The organism is Staphylococcus sp. SA22 (assembly GCF_054165785.1).
Genome location: NZ_JBSZQY010000021.1, coordinates 1 through 17,087 on the forward strand (window position 1 = coordinate 1; position 17,087 = coordinate 17,087).

16 protein-coding genes, 1 pseudogene and 1 riboswitch are annotated in these 17,087 nt (G+C 31.9%); of the genes and pseudogenes, 9 read left to right on the plus strand and 8 right to left on the minus strand.

Annotation, left to right across the window (positions count from 1 at the left end):
- Positions 1-166: 166 nt before the first annotated feature.
- A complete protein-coding gene (locus ACXQH5_RS12695) occupies positions 167-847 on the minus strand; it encodes a superantigen-like protein SSL1 (protein WP_000669001.1) in 681 nt (226 codons plus the stop codon).
- A 472-nt stretch (positions 848-1,319) separates the two neighbouring features.
- Here ACXQH5_RS12695 and ACXQH5_RS12700 point away from each other — a divergent pair, with 472 nt between their 5' ends.
- The 3 genes from ACXQH5_RS12700 to ACXQH5_RS12710 all read left to right on the plus strand — a co-directional run bounded on the left by ACXQH5_RS12700 (position 1,320) and on the right by ACXQH5_RS12710 (position 4,499).
- Positions 1,320-2,165, plus strand: a complete 846-nt coding sequence (locus ACXQH5_RS12700; protein WP_001021483.1) for an SDR family oxidoreductase — start codon at positions 1,320-1,322, stop codon at positions 2,163-2,165.
- An 18-nt stretch (positions 2,166-2,183) separates the two neighbouring features.
- The gene (locus ACXQH5_RS12705) at positions 2,184-2,543 is read left to right on the plus strand and encodes a DUF1304 domain-containing protein (RefSeq protein WP_001021624.1); all 360 of its coding nucleotides are present in this window, start codon (positions 2,184-2,186) and stop codon (positions 2,541-2,543) included.
- Between the two features lie 501 nt (positions 2,544-3,044).
- Positions 3,045-4,499: an ATP-binding protein gene (locus tag ACXQH5_RS12710; protein ID WP_001030866.1), complete on the plus strand. Its 1,455-nt coding sequence runs from the start codon at positions 3,045-3,047 to the stop codon at positions 4,497-4,499.
- 293 nt (positions 4,500-4,792) lie between these two features.
- Here the strand turns inward: ACXQH5_RS12710 and ACXQH5_RS12715 are convergent, their stop codons facing one another.
- Both ACXQH5_RS12715 and ACXQH5_RS12720 read right to left on the minus strand, forming a co-directional pair.
- Positions 4,793-5,275 (minus strand): 2-thiouracil desulfurase family protein, encoded by a 483-nt coding sequence (locus ACXQH5_RS12715; RefSeq protein WP_000600873.1) that lies wholly within the window; start codon positions 5,273-5,275, stop codon positions 4,793-4,795.
- A 46-nt stretch (positions 5,276-5,321) separates the two neighbouring features.
- Positions 5,322-5,729: a YjdF family protein gene (locus tag ACXQH5_RS12720; protein ID WP_000423525.1), complete on the minus strand. Its 408-nt coding sequence runs from the start codon at positions 5,727-5,729 to the stop codon at positions 5,322-5,324.
- 361 nt (positions 5,730-6,090) lie between these two features.
- Here ACXQH5_RS12720 and ACXQH5_RS12725 point away from each other — a divergent pair, with 361 nt between their 5' ends.
- From ACXQH5_RS12725 to ACXQH5_RS12745, 5 genes and pseudogenes are all read left to right on the plus strand, one after another.
- Positions 6,091-6,243 carry a hypothetical protein gene (locus ACXQH5_RS12725; protein WP_000248848.1) on the plus strand — a complete coding sequence of 51 codons (153 nt, stop codon included), beginning with the start codon at positions 6,091-6,093 and terminating at the stop codon, positions 6,241-6,243.
- 260 nt (positions 6,244-6,503) lie between these two features.
- Positions 6,504-7,098: pseudogene (locus tag ACXQH5_RS12730) on the plus strand (SAR2788 family putative toxin); the annotation flags it as partial.
- Positions 7,099-7,521, plus strand: coding sequence for a hypothetical protein (locus ACXQH5_RS12735; protein WP_000843947.1), 423 nt, complete (start codon positions 7,099-7,101; stop codon positions 7,519-7,521).
- 811 nt (positions 7,522-8,332) lie between these two features.
- A complete protein-coding gene (locus tag ACXQH5_RS12740; protein ID WP_000035431.1) occupies positions 8,333-8,554 on the plus strand; it encodes a hypothetical protein in 222 nt (73 codons plus the stop codon).
- A 21-nt stretch (positions 8,555-8,575) separates the two neighbouring features.
- Complete coding sequence (locus tag ACXQH5_RS12745) at positions 8,576-8,968, plus strand: hypothetical protein (protein WP_000888758.1); 393 nt, start codon at positions 8,576-8,578, stop codon at positions 8,966-8,968.
- Positions 8,969-9,576: 608 nt separating this feature from the next.
- Here the strand turns inward: ACXQH5_RS12745 and ACXQH5_RS12750 are convergent.
- The 5 genes from ACXQH5_RS12750 to xpt all read right to left on the minus strand — a co-directional run bounded on the left by ACXQH5_RS12750 (position 9,577) and on the right by xpt (position 16,111).
- A complete protein-coding gene (locus ACXQH5_RS12750) occupies positions 9,577-10,683 on the minus strand; it encodes an Abi family protein (protein WP_000361527.1) in 1,107 nt (368 codons plus the stop codon).
- A 511-nt stretch (positions 10,684-11,194) separates the two neighbouring features.
- Positions 11,195-12,736 carry a glutamine-hydrolyzing GMP synthase gene (guaA, locus tag ACXQH5_RS12755; RefSeq protein ID WP_000424963.1) on the minus strand — a complete coding sequence of 514 codons (1,542 nt, stop codon included), beginning with the start codon at positions 12,734-12,736 and terminating at the stop codon, positions 11,195-11,197.
- 24 nt (positions 12,737-12,760) lie between these two features.
- Positions 12,761-14,227, minus strand: a complete 1,467-nt coding sequence (guaB, locus tag ACXQH5_RS12760; RefSeq protein WP_000264071.1) for an IMP dehydrogenase — start codon at positions 14,225-14,227, stop codon at positions 12,761-12,763.
- 37 nt (positions 14,228-14,264) lie between these two features.
- Positions 14,265-15,533 (minus strand): xanthine permease PbuX, encoded by a 1,269-nt coding sequence (pbuX, locus tag ACXQH5_RS12765; RefSeq protein WP_000793027.1) that lies wholly within the window; start codon positions 15,531-15,533, stop codon positions 14,265-14,267.
- A complete protein-coding gene (xpt, locus tag ACXQH5_RS12770; RefSeq protein ID WP_000421408.1) occupies positions 15,533-16,111 on the minus strand; it encodes a xanthine phosphoribosyltransferase in 579 nt (192 codons plus the stop codon). Before xpt ends, pbuX begins: the two co-directional genes overlap by 1 nt.
- 230 nt (positions 16,112-16,341) lie before the next feature.
- Positions 16,342-16,444, minus strand: a riboswitch (purine riboswitch).
- Between the two features lie 179 nt (positions 16,445-16,623).
- Here xpt and ACXQH5_RS12775 point away from each other — a divergent pair.
- Positions 16,624-17,031: a general stress protein gene (locus ACXQH5_RS12775; protein ID WP_000763770.1), complete on the plus strand. Its 408-nt coding sequence runs from the start codon at positions 16,624-16,626 to the stop codon at positions 17,029-17,031.
- Positions 17,032-17,087 lie beyond the last annotated feature (56 nt).

Sequence of the window (17,087 nt, forward strand, 5' to 3'; positions counted from 1 at the left end):
CGTAGAGATGCATTTTTTGTGACAATGGTAGAACCTTTTCTGAACCATACGCATAGCGTATGGTTTTCTTTTCATAAAAAAAGAAGCTAAGCAACAGTGCGTCGCTTAACTTCCATAGTTTCCATAAAAAGCACTATTCAACATAGCGCTTTGCTATTAGAATGTATTATTTAATTTCTACTAGAATTTTATTAATCTTAGTGCCGTCGATTGACTCACCCATACGTTCTTTTTCAAGTTTTTGACTTAAATCGATTGTATGTGTTGTGCCATCATTCATTGTAATTGTAATTTGACCTTGTTTAAGACCATTTGAATACAAGCCGTGTTGTTTGATTGCACGTTCTCGTAATCTATAATCAAGTTCTTTTAATGAGATGTCTTCTTTTGAAATGTAGTAAAAATCTTTAAGTACATCTTCATTACCTTTCTTGATTTCTAAAATTGGCGTATTGATATAATCAATATACTGCACACTATTTGATTTTGTAACGCCACCAATTGAATAATTCGTTGCTTGTCTACTGTCGCCTTCTCTAAGGATAAACACATCTATATTTGAGTTTTCTCCGTCTTTAAATTTATCTTTATCAGATCCAAGTAAAGCAATTTGAGAATATTGATTGTCTACTATAACGTCTATATAATCTTTACCATGTTCAGTATATTTATATCCAGTCACATTTTTACGCTCTAAAATTGGTTTATTATAATAGTGTTTCAACTCTGATTCACTTTGTTGTTTTACTTCTGTTTTCGCTTGTACTGATTGTGTATTCGACGTAATTACACCTGTTGCTAACATTCCCAATGCTAAACTTGCTTTTGCTATCGCTTTAAATTTCATAATTTTTAGCCCCAATCTATTTAAATTTGATTTTTCAATTACGTAATATGAACAATCTACCTACATTATATTGAGGCGCTATTCCCTTTCAAATTAAACCTCATTTAACTAAAATTGAATCATTGTTAAGGTAATTAATAAAATACTAACTGTTATTAATCAATTCTTATCCGTCGAGACTCTTTTTTATACAATTCACACTTTATACCATTTTAATTTTAAAAACTGTAAAACTTTCAGACACAAAAATGACACCATATCGTCGCAGTACCATGTCAAAATTTTCAAAGATCATGGTGACACGCATCAACTAAAACGCGTCATTACGGTATTTTTAACATTAATAGCATATGTGTATTTACTATACACGGCGACAATAAATACAGATTGCAATTTTTTTATAAAATCAAATATTTTGAAAATCATCGAATAAGTATTATGTTATGTATATAAAGATTAGGAGATGAAGTGAATGAATATTATATTAACAGGTGCTACAGGTCATTTAGGCACACATATTACAAATCAAGCCATTGCAAATCACATAGATCATTTTCACATTGGTGTTAGAAATGTTGAGAAAGTTCCAGAAGATTGGCGTGGAAAAGTTTCTGTGCGACAATTAGATTATTTTAATCAAGAAAGCATGGTAGAAGCATTTAAAGGAATGGATACCGTTGTGTTTATTCCAAGTATTATCCATCCATCATTCAAACGTATTCCTGAAGTGGAAAATTTAGTATATGCGGCAAAGCAAAGTGGCGTTGCTCATATCATTTTCATAGGTTATTACGCAGATCAGCATAATAATCCATTCCATATGAGTCCTTATTTTGGTTATGCATCACGTTTATTGGCAACAAGTGGCATTGACTATACGTATGTAAGAATGGCAATGTACATGGATCCACTTAAACCATATTTACCAGAATTGATGAAGATGCACAAACTGATTTATCCAGCTGGTGATGGTCGTATTAATTATATTACTAGAAATGATATTGCTAGAGGCGTCATTGCTATTATTAAAAATCCAGATACTTGGGGCAAACGCTATTTATTATCAGGCTACAGTTATGATATGAAGGAACTTGCTGCTATTTTATCTGAGGCATCAGGCACAGAAATTAAATATGAACCCGTTTCATTAGAGACATTTGCAAAAATGTACGATGAACCTAAAGGCTTTGGTGCATTATTGGCATCAATGTACGACGCAGGAGCAAGAGGACTATTAGACCAAGAATCCAATGATTTCCAACAATTAGTCAATGATCAACCACAGACACTGCAATCATTTTTACAAGAAAATATTTAATACTAAAGGAGCGTTACAGTGAATATCATCTCGACAATTTTAATCATATTTGTAGCCTTAGAGTTTTTCTATATTATGTACCTTGAAACGATTGCTACAACTTCCAAAAAGACTAGCGAAACATTTAATATAAGCGTCGATAAATTGAAAGACAAAAATATTAACGTACTTTTGAAGAATCAAGGCGTATATAACGGTTTAATCGGAGTTTTGCTAATATACGGTTTGTTTTTCAGTAGTAACCCAAAAGAAATATGCGCAGCTATTTTAGTGTATATCATTGGCGTTGCTATTTATGGTGGCCTTTCAAGCAATATTAGTATCTTTTTCAAACAAGGTACATTGCCAGTATTGGCACTCATATCAACGCTTTGGTAAGTATTGGTGTTTGGGGATTTGGAGATGTAGTCTGGGGTTGAGGGTTTGAGCGATTTGGGTGTGGACTTTAGACTCACGAATAAATGACCAAAACTTCCAAATTAATGATTAGTATGATTACTAATTAACAATTAAACGCAATATTATTATAACTACTCGCATTGGAACTTACTGCATTTTTCTTATATGTATTTTGGAAATTATACCTAATAAACACAACTTTCATAAGGCATTAATTCCCCTTAAGTCAATACCTAAGGGGAATTTTGTATTTCATTATTACTCAAAAATTATTATAATTATAGTACACTATATGTATTCAATGTAGAAGTTATCATTATTAAAAAACTTATTCTATTTTAAAAAGCAAATGATAGTGATATATTGACTTGCATTCTTAATAATTAAAAACATCTCAACATATATACCCATGTTATAGATAAAATAGCAAGAAAATGATGAATAATTAAAAATAGTAATATAGGTTTAGGAGTTAATATTATGAATAAAGAAGATTATTTAAAAAATATTGTTTCCGAAAAAATAAGTAACGGCGCTGAAGATTCAACTACTGAATTTAAAGTAAATAACGATGACCCTAAAACAATTGGAGAATATATCTCAGCTCTAGGAAATTCAGCAACTTTAGAAGACAAAGACTATGCTTATATGATATGGGGAATTGAGGATGAATCAAAAAAGGTGGTCGGTACCAAATTCCATCCTAATAATGCTAAAAAAGGACAAGAAGACTTACAAAATTGGCTTCATAGGATGATTAAACCTTCCATAGATTTTACTTTTGATACTATAGATTATGATGGAAAAAATATAACAATATTGAGAATTCCTAAAGCCATTCACCAACCAATTTCATTTAACGGTGAAGAATTTATAAGAGTAGGATCCTATAAGAAAAAGCTGAGGGATTATCCTGAAAAAGAAAAACAACTATGGAAGAAATTCCAAGAGTTACCTTTTGAATCACTTTCTGCATATTTAGTAAAAAACTATGATGAAATTTTTGAATTACTAGACTACGAATCGTATTACAAACTATTAAAACAACCTCTTCCAATTCAAAAAGATTTAATTATTGATCATTTCAAACATGAGGAAATCATAAAAGAAAATGAAGGTAATGTTTATATTACAAATTTAGGAGCGATTTTATTGGCTAAAAATTTAGATAATTTTAAACCACTTAAAAGAAAAGCTCCTCGCGTTATTAAATATAAAGGTAATAACAAAATCGAAACTATTAGTGAACAAGTCGGTATTAAAGGATATGCTTGTGGATTTGAAGGACTTATTAAGTATATTAATAACTTATTACCAAGCAATGAAGTTATTGGTGAAGTTTTTAGAGAAACAGTTCAAATGTATCCAGAATTAGCCATAAGAGAATTAGTAGCTAATTCTCTTATACATCAAGATTTACTTATTAGTGGCGCTGGACCTGTGATAGAAATATTTGATAATAGAATTGAAATAGTTAATCCAGGCACTCCATTAATTAAAGTTGAAAGATTTTTAGATTCGCCACCAAAATCTAGAAATGAAAGTCTAGCTTCCTTATTAAGAAGAATGGGCATTTGTGAAGAACGCGGAACAGGAATTGACAAAGTAATTTCAGAAACTGAAAAATATCAGCTCCCCGCTCCATTAATAACTTTATATGACGAATTTATTAAAGTTACTCTACACGCCTACAAAGATATTAATGACATGACTAGAGAGGAAAAAATTCGTGCAACATATATGCATGCTTGCTTGAAATATGTTGAGAGTGAAAGTATTACAAATCAATCACTGCGAAAAAGATTTGGATTGGAAGATAAAAAAATCTCAGTTATTTCAAGAATTATAAAAGACACAGTTGCTGAAGAATATATCAAACCTGTAGATCCGGAGACTTCACCCAGACACATGAGATATATACCATACTGGGCATGATTTTTTATTTGCGCTTTACTTGCACGTTATTTTCGTTAAACAACTTCATTACCAATTAAATACGACCTAATCCTTCTTTTTAAAGGGATTTAGGTCGCTTTTTTATTTGCATTCTACTTGCACTTTACTTGCACGTTATTTTCATTAAACAACTTCATTATCAATTAAATACAATCTAACCCTTGTTTTTAAAGGGATTTGGGTCGCTTTTTTATTTGCACTTTACTTGTTCGTTATTTTCACTTCATAATGAAAATTTTTGTAGTATTTTAGATTAAAAAATGATTCAATACTTACTTTTCATGTACTATCGTTTCAATCATGTTTTGGTCAAAAAACGTATTTTCATCATATACGTTTATACCTTCATTAATGAGTAAAGCAGTTGCCACACCTACACCCTTTTTCTTATTTCCTGTAAAATTCCCATCATATATTTCTTGAGATCCACAAGATGGACTATTTGCTTTTAAAATAACTGTATCACATGGATATTTTTTCAAAATTTTTAGCGTAACTATCGCTCCATGTTTATAATCGTCAGTTACGTCTTTGTTCGAAATAGTAATAACCTTTGCAACGTTATTCCACACATCAAAACCATCTCCACCAATAATTTCTGCAGGTTCTCTAGGAATTAGTAATCCACCAAGTAATTCTGGACATGCGTGAATAGCTTTTCCGCTGTCTATTAATTTTTTCAATCTAACATCCAATTGATTGCCACCATCGTATCTTACATTTTCGCCTATCAAACACGAACTAATTAAAATCATCCCAACCACCTATAAATCATTTTGCTTTAATTTATTTGTCGTATTGCTAATGCCCCTTATGCTTCTCTTTTGCTTTAACCTTTTTAATTTCTCTTTTTCTTTTTTGAAATGCATCACGTTTTTCTTTATAGTGCTTCCGCTTTTGCTTTTTCTTTAATTCTAATTCTTTCTTAATAGCTATTTGTGCTTGGGTAGAGTATTTAGGTTTCTTTTGCTCCTTAGCAATTTGTCTTTGTAGCCTTTTCGGATTTACTTTTCTAGAATTATTTTTTGTATAAACAATAGTTTGCACATCATCAATCATTTCCATTAATTGATGATGAATAAAATCCAATACCTCTATATCATCAGGTTCATTCCCAAATGTGTATTGGATAAATTTAGATTTATTTTCCATTTTATATTCTACTAATGCTACAAAAAATTGCCCATTGTAAAAAATAGATAGCTCCATGCTATCCCTCCTCTAGTTTTATTAGAAATGACGGACGACCCGAGGAGGAAGGTTACTGACAGTTTTAAAACTGCATTGGGACTACCAACCCAATTGTGTTTTTACACTTCTATATACAGAATATATGCCACAACGTTCCATGTAAACTGTATTTTTAAAAATTACATTACAGAACTTAAATGATAATAATGCTAACAATTTATTCAAATGGAAATAAGTACAAGATATTAGTGTTTATTAGCATTGCATAATGCTTTCAAACAAACCATTTGGTAACAATAAGAAACTATTTACACAACCTATTTTGTATAGTAAAATTATTTTATAATATTAAAAACAAAATGCATAAGGAGTGATTGTCATGGTACCAGAAGAAAAAGGTTCTATTACTTTGTCAAAAGAAGCAGCTATCATTTTTGCAACTGCAAAATTCAAACCATTTCAGAACAGAATTAAAAATAACCCACAAAAAACAAATCCATTTCTTAAATTACATGAAAACAAAAATTCTTAATCATTTTATTTATAGCATTTCTGATCTCAGAAATTTAATAAAGGACAACGCCCTCTTTCATAACTATATAAGTCAAGAAACCAAGAAATCCCAAACATCTTTAAACCCTTCAATAGCACATTTCCTAAAACATAAAACAATAACAATGAACGATCAAAATTCCTTACGTGCGTATTTAATTATAGATAAATCAGACGTTGAAATAATGGGATACTTCTGCTTAAAAAATGTAAATATAAAACTTGAAAAAGACGTTAGTGGAAAAACGAAAAGAAGATATTGATTTAGATAAAAATATTCAATATGATTTAAATACTAACTCCATGGATGTTAAGGGCAGATACGTCGATGAAAATGGAAAACTAATAAATAAGAATTATGACGTTTTCGTAGAACAATTTGAAAATGCAGAATATGAAGCTACATTTATCGACAAAGAAACTGGCGTAATAATAAAATTCAACTCAATTGAAGCTAAATCTTCTGCATTGCCATTAGTAATATTAGCTGCTGTAGCTAGATACGGAATAAACTATGCAATTAAAACATATGAAAAAAGCAACTCAAACCGCTATCAAAACAAAGAGTTTTGGTAAAGTTTTACCTTCTGTAGCCAATCTAGGAGTTAATAAAAGAAAACATATTCTTGCTAGTAAACATAATTGGAATAAAGTTACTAAAAACAATTGGAAAGATGTTTCTAAAGTAATGTCGCATGTTATGAGGTATGGAAAGCAAAGCCGATACAAAAAGTCCGCATACCAAAAAACACTTGTCATGAGTGGTAGAACTGTAGTCATAACTTATACACGAAAAAATGGCAATATATATATATCGAATGGATGGGTTAAATAAATGAAAAGCGTTAACATTCTATTAAATTTATTACCAACTGAATTAAAAAATATGTTAGAGAATAAAGATATGGAGAATATTCTAACATACTTTATGTCGAACGAAATTTCTGATGAAAAATTAGTATCATATTTATCAAATCTTGCGAATCAAATAAATACAATTGAATATCATGAAATGGTCGCAAGCATCTATCACTTTCATTTCAATTACATAGATAATGCCTATGATTTAGCATACTATCATTATTGGCAATCGTTAGAGATTTCGCAATTTAATAATCCTAATTTATTATACGAATTTTTAGAAATCCTTGGAGAACCAGACTTTGATATGATTTCACATGAGAATATTCAATTGGTCGCAAATAAAATTCTTGAAAGAGACCCTAATAATAAGTTAGCAATTAAATATATTAACTAAAAAACGACTAGGCAAAAGGAATGATGGACATTTAATTTCATCGTTCCTTTTGTAGTTCTAATATGCTTCGTTGTAACCATCTACAAATATTCCACTTCAAAAATCCAATATCATTTCACTACCTTTAAAAAATACAACCCTACAGTACTTGCTATTACATTAGCTACGAAATTGCTAACAAGTCAAATTCTATAACAATTCACAACATACTAATACTACTTGTTTTATATATCATTTTAATATATAAAATTACTGCTTTTTTACCTTTAAAAATGACCTCACTCTTAAATTAATAGGTGCTGTGGTTTGGTCATTTATATTATTTTATAAAAATGGCGACCAACAAATGCCGTCTAAACAATTAGAAGTAAAAAGCTATTTACAACCTATTCGTCTTATTATGTATGTCTGACATTATGACTTATTCACATAAGTATAATAGATTTCTTCCAAGACATACTCTGTTTATTGGAGAACATGTTCGTACTCATTTTCAATTACAAAATAATTTACAAATAAAAATTAGTTCTACATCTATATAAACTTATATATGTTCGAAAGAAAGACAAAATCGACTTTCTTTATACCTGTTTACTGATCGCCACTCTTTTTTTTGAAACGAATAAACTTAACTAAATATAGTATATAAGCATTAAATATAACCAGATTAGAAATAAATATTTGCGTCGTGCTGATATTACCAAATTTTATACTAATTATCACCCATGATATTATTACTAAAAATAAGAACGAACATACCCATATATTAAAAAAATTTTTCATGGTATCACTCCTACAATATTAGCAGAATGTGGCTCCACCGGTTAGACCTCCACCGACAGCTGCAACTATTTTTGATAAAGGGTATTCAGGTATTGTAAAAGAATTGAAACCATTGCTAAAATGGTCAGAAGTACCAGCTAACGCTGTCGATGATGCGGTTAAACGAGGCACAATAAATGCCGGTCTAAGTAAAGGTGATGCTGGAATAGTCTCAACTGTAGTCAAAGAAGCCATTGCATGGTTATTCTAAAATGATAAAGGAGTGTTTCATATGCTTGAAGATAACGGCGATATCAGATTGCTATATCAATCAATAGAAGAACTTGCTTCAGTTTTGGGTCAAAGTCAATTCGAAACTAAAACTGTCAGCTTAATATTTGTACAAATGGACTTAAGATATAGCGTTTTCGAAAAAGTGCAAACTGATTTTATGAAGTATTTAGCACATAAAAATTCTGATGAAATAAAATATATAGACTTAATCAAAATAATAGAAAATGCATTACCTGAAGATAAAGAACTTAGTATCAATGTGATTAATTCCATTATTATTGGTTTCGCTAATAACTATTACCCAATATTGCAAAGTTTAGTTCCGGAAATACAAAGTAGTTATGGCATAACCATAAATAAAAATTTCAATATAAATAGTATAGATTTTTAAATACTATTTAATAAGAGTAGGAAACCGATCCCAGGACATAAAATCAAAATCGTAGGCTCTAGTAGTTGACTGCGGGGCCCCAACATAAAGAAATTGGTACGCCAATTTCTACAGATATGACTCCCATCATTTCATAACATGATGTTGCCCATATTAAGAACACCAAAAAAGGCTGGAAACCGCGTAATATCGGTAACTCCAGCCTATCATTTGCTATATATAGTTATTCCCACTCAATGACAAGAGTGCTTTTCGTTAATTTGTACCAGTTTATATCTATTGATATATCAAGATTTTTAATGCTCTATACTTCTCAACAGTTCATGTCACTGCATAATTTACGTATTCATTGCCTACAACGTGTGAGATGATATATCAAATCAACTCTACAAGGTTGTAAAATATCAACATTGAAAGCAAGGTACATTCACTCATTATTTGTGGCGGATAAAAGATAAATGCTTTTTATTACTCCTATAAAATAAACCGACCATATTATAATTCAACATTTTATAAATATACTGTTATTTGAAAATCTTTCTAACTACAACACAGGGCATTATTCAGCGTAAAAACACAATCACTTAGTTATTAGTGTGCGCTATTTTTTATTTAGTTATTTTAAAGTAAGAAAGGTTATTTTCAATAACTCCTAACCTAGAAAGTTTAATAAAGTTATGTTCTGAGCATTTATTCTCTATTTTAGTTAGAGTCTCATTCCATTCAATGATATTATTTTCTGGCATACTCATAAATATTTTCTTCATAGCTAATAAAAACGTAACTAACCTTTGCTGATATTTATACTTTTCTATATTTACATACATTTCCTCATCACTATGATGTTTTGCACAGGTGTTTGTAAAATTAATTCCATAAATTATATCTGTGTGAGCTATTCTATTTCTCAAAAACCTGATACTATTCAACCATGCACACAATAACTTTTCTGGAAGTTTTATGCTTATACCAGTATTTTTTTCTATTAAATTTTCAATTCGCTTACTTACTTTATTTCTATAAGTTGGTAATGTAGTTCTATAAAAAGTAGACAAATCTCCAAAACTAAAATTTTGGAATAAAACCCAAGCTGGTATAATATTGTATTTTTTAATATTATGTTTAACGTTATCGTTACTTTTCTTTTTTTCTATAGCTCTCCAAAAAACATTTTGTAACCTATTGAACTCTTTTAGCTTTTTGGCAGAATATTTATACTCATCATTAACTTTCTCAAAATATAAATCTTTATCTAAATAGAACAGTGTCGAAGGCTTGTTATTATACTCAATTTCTAACATATATACTTCTAAAATAATATTTCTTATATGAGTTTCCAACATATTTACTAAACTAAATAATTGTTTCAATAAATACCTATCAAATTTATAAAGTATATATACTTCATCAAAATTTTTCGGCTCATCTTTACCAAATTCATTATACATAAAATGCTTCAAATTATAATAGCCAACACTATGTAAAAGCTCCACACATTTTTCTTTTGACTTAATTTCAGGAAAATATAAATTTTTAGTTTCTAATTTATATAACATTTGTTCTATTGTAAAGGGAGTGGGTATTTCACTTTTAGGAGCATCGTTTAGTGTCTCAAAAGTTACTTTTAAATTATCATACTCTTTAACGTCGATTACTTTTTCTTTATACATTATGCTTTCTAATTCTTTTAAGTTAATTTCAAGTGATTTATCCATAACTATAAATTCTCCTATTACAAAAAAAGGCCAACTGTGTTTCGCATTGCTAAGAGGCGTTAGTTGACTTCTAATAAATTAATATTAATCTAAGGGGTGTCAATTGTCAATTGTAATTCAATCATTCTTGTCTTCTCAAACCTTACTAAATCATCAATAAATATAGGTTCTAACATAATCAGATTTACCTTATCGCCAAATATTCTATGATAACGACCACTTTCTTTTATGTAGTACAAAAGATATTTATTTAAAACCCTTGTCTCTTAGTAACAAATAAATTTGCTCTCACTCCTCTAACGGATATCATCTACAATCATTGTATGACTAGGATTGGCGTTAAATACTTCTTCTACATTTTTGTCTAACTTCTCATCATCTCCGTCTCAAAATATAAGAAAGATATAACTCCCATCATTTCATCACATGATGTTGCCCATGCCAAGCCCACCAAAAAAGGCTGGAAACCGCATAATCACGGTATCTCCAGCCTATCATTTGCTAAATATAATTATTCCCACTCAATTGTGCTTGGTGGTTTTGATGTAATGTCATAGACTACGCGGTTAACGTGGTCTACTTCGTTTACGATACGACTAGAAATCTTTTGTAAGACTTCCCAATCGATGCGTGCGAAGTCACTTGTCATACCGTCGATAGATGTTACTGCACGGATACCTACTGTGTGATCATACGTACGATAGTCTCCCATAACACCTACTGATTGAATGTTTGGTAACACTGTGAAGTATTGCCAAATTTCTCTTTCAAGACCTTCTTCTCTAATCACTTGGCGTAAAATCGCGTCTGATTCTCTAACGATTTCTAGTTTATCTTCAGTAATTTCTCCAAGTACACGAATACCAAGACCAGGTCCTGGGAATGGTTGTCTCCACACTAAATGTTCTGGAATACCTAACTCAATACCTAATTTACGTACTTCATCTTTAAACAATGTATTGATTGGTTCGATTAATTCGAATTCCATGTCTTCTGGTAATCCACCAACATTGTGGTGTGATTTGATTGTTTGTGCTGTCTTAGTACCTGATTCGATGACGTCTGTATATAGTGTTCCTTGCGCAAGGAAGTCTACACCTTTGAGTTTTGATGCTTCATCATCAAACACATATACAAATTCATTACCAATGATTTTACGTTTTTGTTCAGGATCTGAAACACCTTTTAATTTATTCATAAAGCGATCTTTCGCATTAACACGAATAATATTCATGTTGAAACCTTCACCGAATTGCTCCATAACCATGTCGCCTTCACCTTTACGAAGTAAGCCATGGTCTACAAAGATACATGTTAGTTGATCACCAATTGCTTTATGCAATAGCACAGCTACAACAGATGAATCTACGCCGCCACTCATCGCACATAATACACGACGGTCTCCTACGCGTTGACGAATCTTTTCAATTTCGATTTCGATAAAGTTTTCCATTGTCCATTGACCTTTACAATCACAAACACGACGGACAAAATTGTTTAATAAATCATTACCATATTCTGTATGACGTACTTCTGGATGGAATTGAACACCATAAATGCGACGTTTCTTATCTTCGATTGCTGCATAGTCTGTGCTTGGGCTATCAGCGATAACTTCAAAGCCTTCTGGAATTTCAATGACTTTATCAGAATGACTCATCCAAACTGTTTGTTCTGCTGGTAAGCCAGCGAATAACTCATCTGACTTCGCATTAATGATTGCTTTACCGTATTCACGTTCATTGGCACGTTCAACTTTACCACCTAATAATTTAGTAGTTAATTGCATGCCGTAACAAATACCAAGTACTGGAATTCCTAAATTATATATTTCCGGATCAATTGTAAATGAACCTTCTTCATAAACTGAATTTGGACCACCTGATAAGATGATACCTTTTGGATTCATTTTCTTAATTTCTTCAATTGAAATTTCATGATCGTGTAATTCACTATAAACGCCCATTTCACGAATTCGGCGTGTAATTAATTGGTTGTATTGGCTACCAAAGTCTAAGACAAGGATTAACTCTTGTTCTTTTGCCATTTCCATATTTGTCGTTCTCCTTTATCTTAATTAGAATGAGTAGTTCGGTGATTCTTTCGTAATTTGAATATTATGTGGATGGCTTTCTGCTAAACCAGCAGGACCCATACGTGTAAATTGTGCTTCTTCGCGTAATTCTCTTAAATCGTGTGAACCAGTATAACCCATACCAGCACGCACACCGCCCATTAATTGGTAAATTGTATCTTGTAACGCACCTTTATATGCCGTACGTCCTTCGATACCTTCAGGAACAAATTTCTTAGGCGCTTTGTCCTCTTGGAAGTAACGGTCGTTTGAACCTTTTTCCATCGCACCTAAAGAGCCCATACCACGGTATACTTTATATTGTCTACCTTGGAAAATTTCTGTTGCGCCTGGACTTTCTTCAGTACCTGCTAATAAGCTACCTAACATAACCGCATGTCCACCAGCAGCTAATGCTTTAATGATATCTCCTGAGAATTTAATACCGCCATCAGCAATGATAGCTTTACCATGTTTGCGTGCTTCAGTTGCACAATCATAAATTGCTGTAATTTGTGGTACACCAACACCTGCTACAACACGTGTCGTACAAATTGAACCTGGGCCAATACCAACTTTAACAATATCTGCACCCGCTTCAAATAAATCTTTTGTTGCTTCTGCAGTTGCTACGTTACCAGCTACTAATGTGATTTCTGGGTAAGTCTTCTTAATATGTTTCACTTGATCGATAACGCCTTTAGAGTGACCATGTGCTGTATCGATAACTAAGACATCCACACCTGCTTCGACTAATTTTTGAGCACGAATATCAGTGTCTTTTGAAATACCGATTGCTGCGGCTACAAGTAGACGACCATGTTCATCTTTTGCTGCATTAGGGAATTCGATAACTTTTTCAATATCTTTAATAGTAATAAGACCTTCTAGACGTCCATCTTTAACTAATGGTAACTTTTCAATCTTATGTTTTTGGAGAATTTTTTCTGCTTCTTCAAGTGTTGTATTCACTGGAGCTGTAATTAAATTTTCTTGCGTCATTACATCTACAATTTTAATTGAGAAGTCTTCAATAAAACGTAAGTCGCGGTTTGTTAAAATACCTACTAAGTTGCGATCTTCTTTATTATCAACAATTGGTACACCTGAAATACGGTATTTACCCATTAATGCTTCCGCTTCATAAACACTTTCTTCTGGTGTTAAGAAAAATGGGTTTGAAATGACACCATTTTCTGAGCGTTTTACTTTTTGAACTTCGTCCGCTTGTTCTTCAACGCCCATATTTTTATGAATAACACCTAAACCACCTTGACGAGCCATAGCAATCGCCATTTTAGATTCAGTTACAGTATCCATACCAGCAGAAATAACTGGAATATTTAATTTAACTTTGTCTGATAATTGTACGCTTAAATCAACGTCTTTCGGTAAAATATCAGATTGTGCTGGAATTAATAACACATCATCAAACGTTAATGATTCTTTTGCAAATTTACTTTCCCACATTAAAAACAGCCTCCATTTTTCAAATTAATTAGTTATATTATTTCACATTTTCTTCCGTTTGTTTATACTTTATTCCATTAAAAAAGAAATTAAGAATAATTGCAGAGATTGCACCTAAAACAATTCCGTTTTGAGTCAACCATGCAAATTGTTCACCTAAACCTTTAAATGCTTGTGGTACAGCGCTTATACCAGTACCTAATCCTACTGACACAGCGATAATTAATAAATTGTTTTGATTTTTAAAATCGATATGTCCTAATATACTAACACCATATGCCATTACCATGCCAAACATAGCTATCATCGCACCGCCTAACACAGGTAGCGGTATGATATTTGCTAATGCGCCAAGCTTAGATATACAACCACATATAAGTAATAACACGACCATGCCGTATATAACATTGTTTTTCTTAGCGCCGGATAAAGAAACAAGTCCTACATTTTGCGAATAGGCTGTATACGGAAATGAATTGAATATAGAACCTAACACTATCGCTAGACCTTCCGCAGTATAACCTTTACGAAAATCTTTTCTTTCTAACTTCTTACCGGTAATTTCACTTAACGCATGATAGACACCTGTCGACTCAATTAAACTAACGATAGCTACAATAAAGAACACTAAAGTCGATGTCACATCAAAGCTAAATCCTGAGAATCTAAACGGCACTGGGATGCCTAACCAACCGGCATGATTGACTTGATTAATATCGACCATCCCAAGTAAGCCAGCACCTATCGTTCCTAAAACGAGTCCAATTAATATGGCAATACTCTTAATAAATCCAGTTGTGAATCTTTGTAAAACAAGAATAATGATTAATGTCATTAAACCTAACAAAATGTTCTTAACATCTCCATAGTCCTTTGCACCTTGACCTCCAGCTAAGTAATTCATTGCTACTGGCATTAAATTGATACCAATGATAGTAACAACACTACCCGTTACTACTGGTGGGAAGAATTTTACAAGATGTGAAAAGAAAGGCGCGATGATAATAACTAATATCCCTGATAAAAATAGCGAACCGTAAAGTACATCTATTCCTTTCGTTTGACCAATTAAAATCATGGGCGCAACAGCCGTGAATGTACATCCAAGAACGATCGGTAATCCTGTTCCTGTTACTTTATTGGCTTGTAAAAATGTGGCAACTCCACACATAAATATATCTACTGTAACTAAGTAAGCGATTTGTTCAGGTGTAAACTTCAAACTTGTACCAACAATGATTGGAACTAAGATGGCACCTGCGTACATAGCTAAAAGATGTTGAACACTTAGGATTAAATTTTTCATTATTCTTCTCCCACCAATGTCACTTTATTTCCTTCTAGTGAAGCAACCTTGCAGAGAGAAGAAACTGTTAAACCTGCTTCTTCTAAACGTTGATGCCCATTTTGGAAACTCTTTTCAACAACAATACCAATACCAGCTGTCTTAGCATTTGCTTGCTGTGCGATATCGTATAACCCTAATGACGCATCACCATTTGCTAAAAAGTCATCGATGATGAGTACAGTATCTTCTTCTGATAAAAATTCTTTTGAAACAATGATCGTACTTGTTTTATTTTTAGTAAATGAATGAATAGATGTTTCATAATAACCATCCGTCAAAGTGCTAGGTTTTGCTTTTTTCGCAAATAAACATGGCACATCAAAATGCAGTGCAGCCATGATTGCTGGTGCGATACCGGAAGCTTCAATGGTTAAGATTTTAGTAATCCCTTTATCTTTAAATTGCTCGTAAAAAGTGCGACCAACTTCATTCATTAACTTTGCATCAATTTGATGATTTAAAAATCCATCGACTTTTAAAATCTTCTCATCAATGACAACGCCGTCTTCCTTTACTTTTTGTCCTAGTAACTCCACTCTTAAAACCTCCTCAGATTTGTGTGAAACATTTTGCTCTTAAATTGGTGCTAGATACAAAAAAATCCCCAAACTAAATAATAGTTTCAGGGTTTATGAGTGAACGAACATGCATCACGTATTGGTCATGCAATCAATGTAAAAGAAGTTTCATCAAATAAACTGTGACCATCATGTAAAATGATATAAATCACCCATCATGGCTACAATTTAATGGCTGAAGCTACTCCTAGTATTGTGTTGTTACTCATAGTCATGTCGTTCAAGGCAACATGGTAGAAACTTCTAAAGCCATATTCTTTAGATTATATGAGTTTATGTAAATTATTTAACGATAATAGCAAATTTTCGGCATTTTTTCAATAACTGCTTAGGTAATCTTTTAATAGTTTTATAAATGTACAGAGACGTTTAATGCGAATGAAGACTTATAACTTAATAATGTAAGGGTTTTACTTTATAATAAGAAGGGTAAAAGATTAAATAAACAAATTTTTAAAGGGGCGACAACTATGGCAGATATTACTGTAGTAAATGACACTGGCGAATTATACAACGTAATCAATCAAAAGAAATCTGAAGGTTATTTAGAATCAGAGCTAACAATTATTAGTAAAAGTAAATTACACCTAAATGACTTACACGACTCTGAAATCTCCCTTATCTCAACAAGTGGAACATTTAGTGATAGAATGACTAAACTGTTAACAGGAGAAGATGGTGAACATGCAGTTTTATCACGCTACAACTTAGCGCCTGATGAATTAGAAAAATATAAACAACTTATTTTAGACGATAAAATGTTAGTTGTAGCGGTTCGTGACAAATCATCACATCAAGAAGTGCAAGAAAATAATTCAGCTTATGAAGAGATTGATATTACACATTTTGCTGAAGCATCTAAAGGTCCCAAAGCTTAGTTATCACACTGAATTCAAAATGAGATTACTGTACTGTCTAATTTAAGATAGTACAG

What these genes read in the sequence shown, in the direction of transcription:
- ACXQH5_RS12695 (WP_000669001.1), bottom strand. Translation starts at nt 847, where the DNA reads ATGAAATTTAAAGCGATAGCAAAAGCAAGTTTAGCATTGGGAATGTTA.
- ACXQH5_RS12700 (WP_001021483.1), top strand. Translation starts at nt 1,320, where the DNA reads ATGAATATTATATTAACAGGTGCTACAGGTCATTTAGGCACACATATT.
- ACXQH5_RS12710 (WP_001030866.1), top strand. Translation starts at nt 3,045, where the DNA reads ATGAATAAAGAAGATTATTTAAAAAATATTGTTTCCGAAAAAATAAGT.
- ACXQH5_RS12715 (WP_000600873.1), bottom strand. Translation starts at nt 5,275, where the DNA reads ATGATTTTAATTAGTTCGTGTTTGATAGGCGAAAATGTAAGATACGAT.
- ACXQH5_RS12720 (WP_000423525.1), bottom strand. Translation starts at nt 5,729, where the DNA reads ATGGAGCTATCTATTTTTTACAATGGGCAATTTTTTGTAGCATTAGTA.
- ACXQH5_RS12725 (WP_000248848.1), top strand. Translation starts at nt 6,091, where the DNA reads ATGGTACCAGAAGAAAAAGGTTCTATTACTTTGTCAAAAGAAGCAGCT.
- ACXQH5_RS12735 (WP_000843947.1), top strand. Translation starts at nt 7,099, where the DNA reads ATGAAAAGCGTTAACATTCTATTAAATTTATTACCAACTGAATTAAAA.
- ACXQH5_RS12745 (WP_000888758.1), top strand. Translation starts at nt 8,576, where the DNA reads ATGCTTGAAGATAACGGCGATATCAGATTGCTATATCAATCAATAGAA.
- ACXQH5_RS12750 (WP_000361527.1), bottom strand. Translation starts at nt 10,683, where the DNA reads ATGGATAAATCACTTGAAATTAACTTAAAAGAATTAGAAAGCATAATG.
- guaA (WP_000424963.1), bottom strand. Translation starts at nt 12,736, where the DNA reads ATGGAAATGGCAAAAGAACAAGAGTTAATCCTTGTCTTAGACTTTGGT.
- guaB (WP_000264071.1), bottom strand. Translation starts at nt 14,227, where the DNA reads ATGTGGGAAAGTAAATTTGCAAAAGAATCATTAACGTTTGATGATGTG.
- pbuX (WP_000793027.1), bottom strand. Translation starts at nt 15,533, where the DNA reads ATGAAAAATTTAATCCTAAGTGTTCAACATCTTTTAGCTATGTACGCA.
- ACXQH5_RS12775 (WP_000763770.1), top strand. Translation starts at nt 16,624, where the DNA reads ATGGCAGATATTACTGTAGTAAATGACACTGGCGAATTATACAACGTA.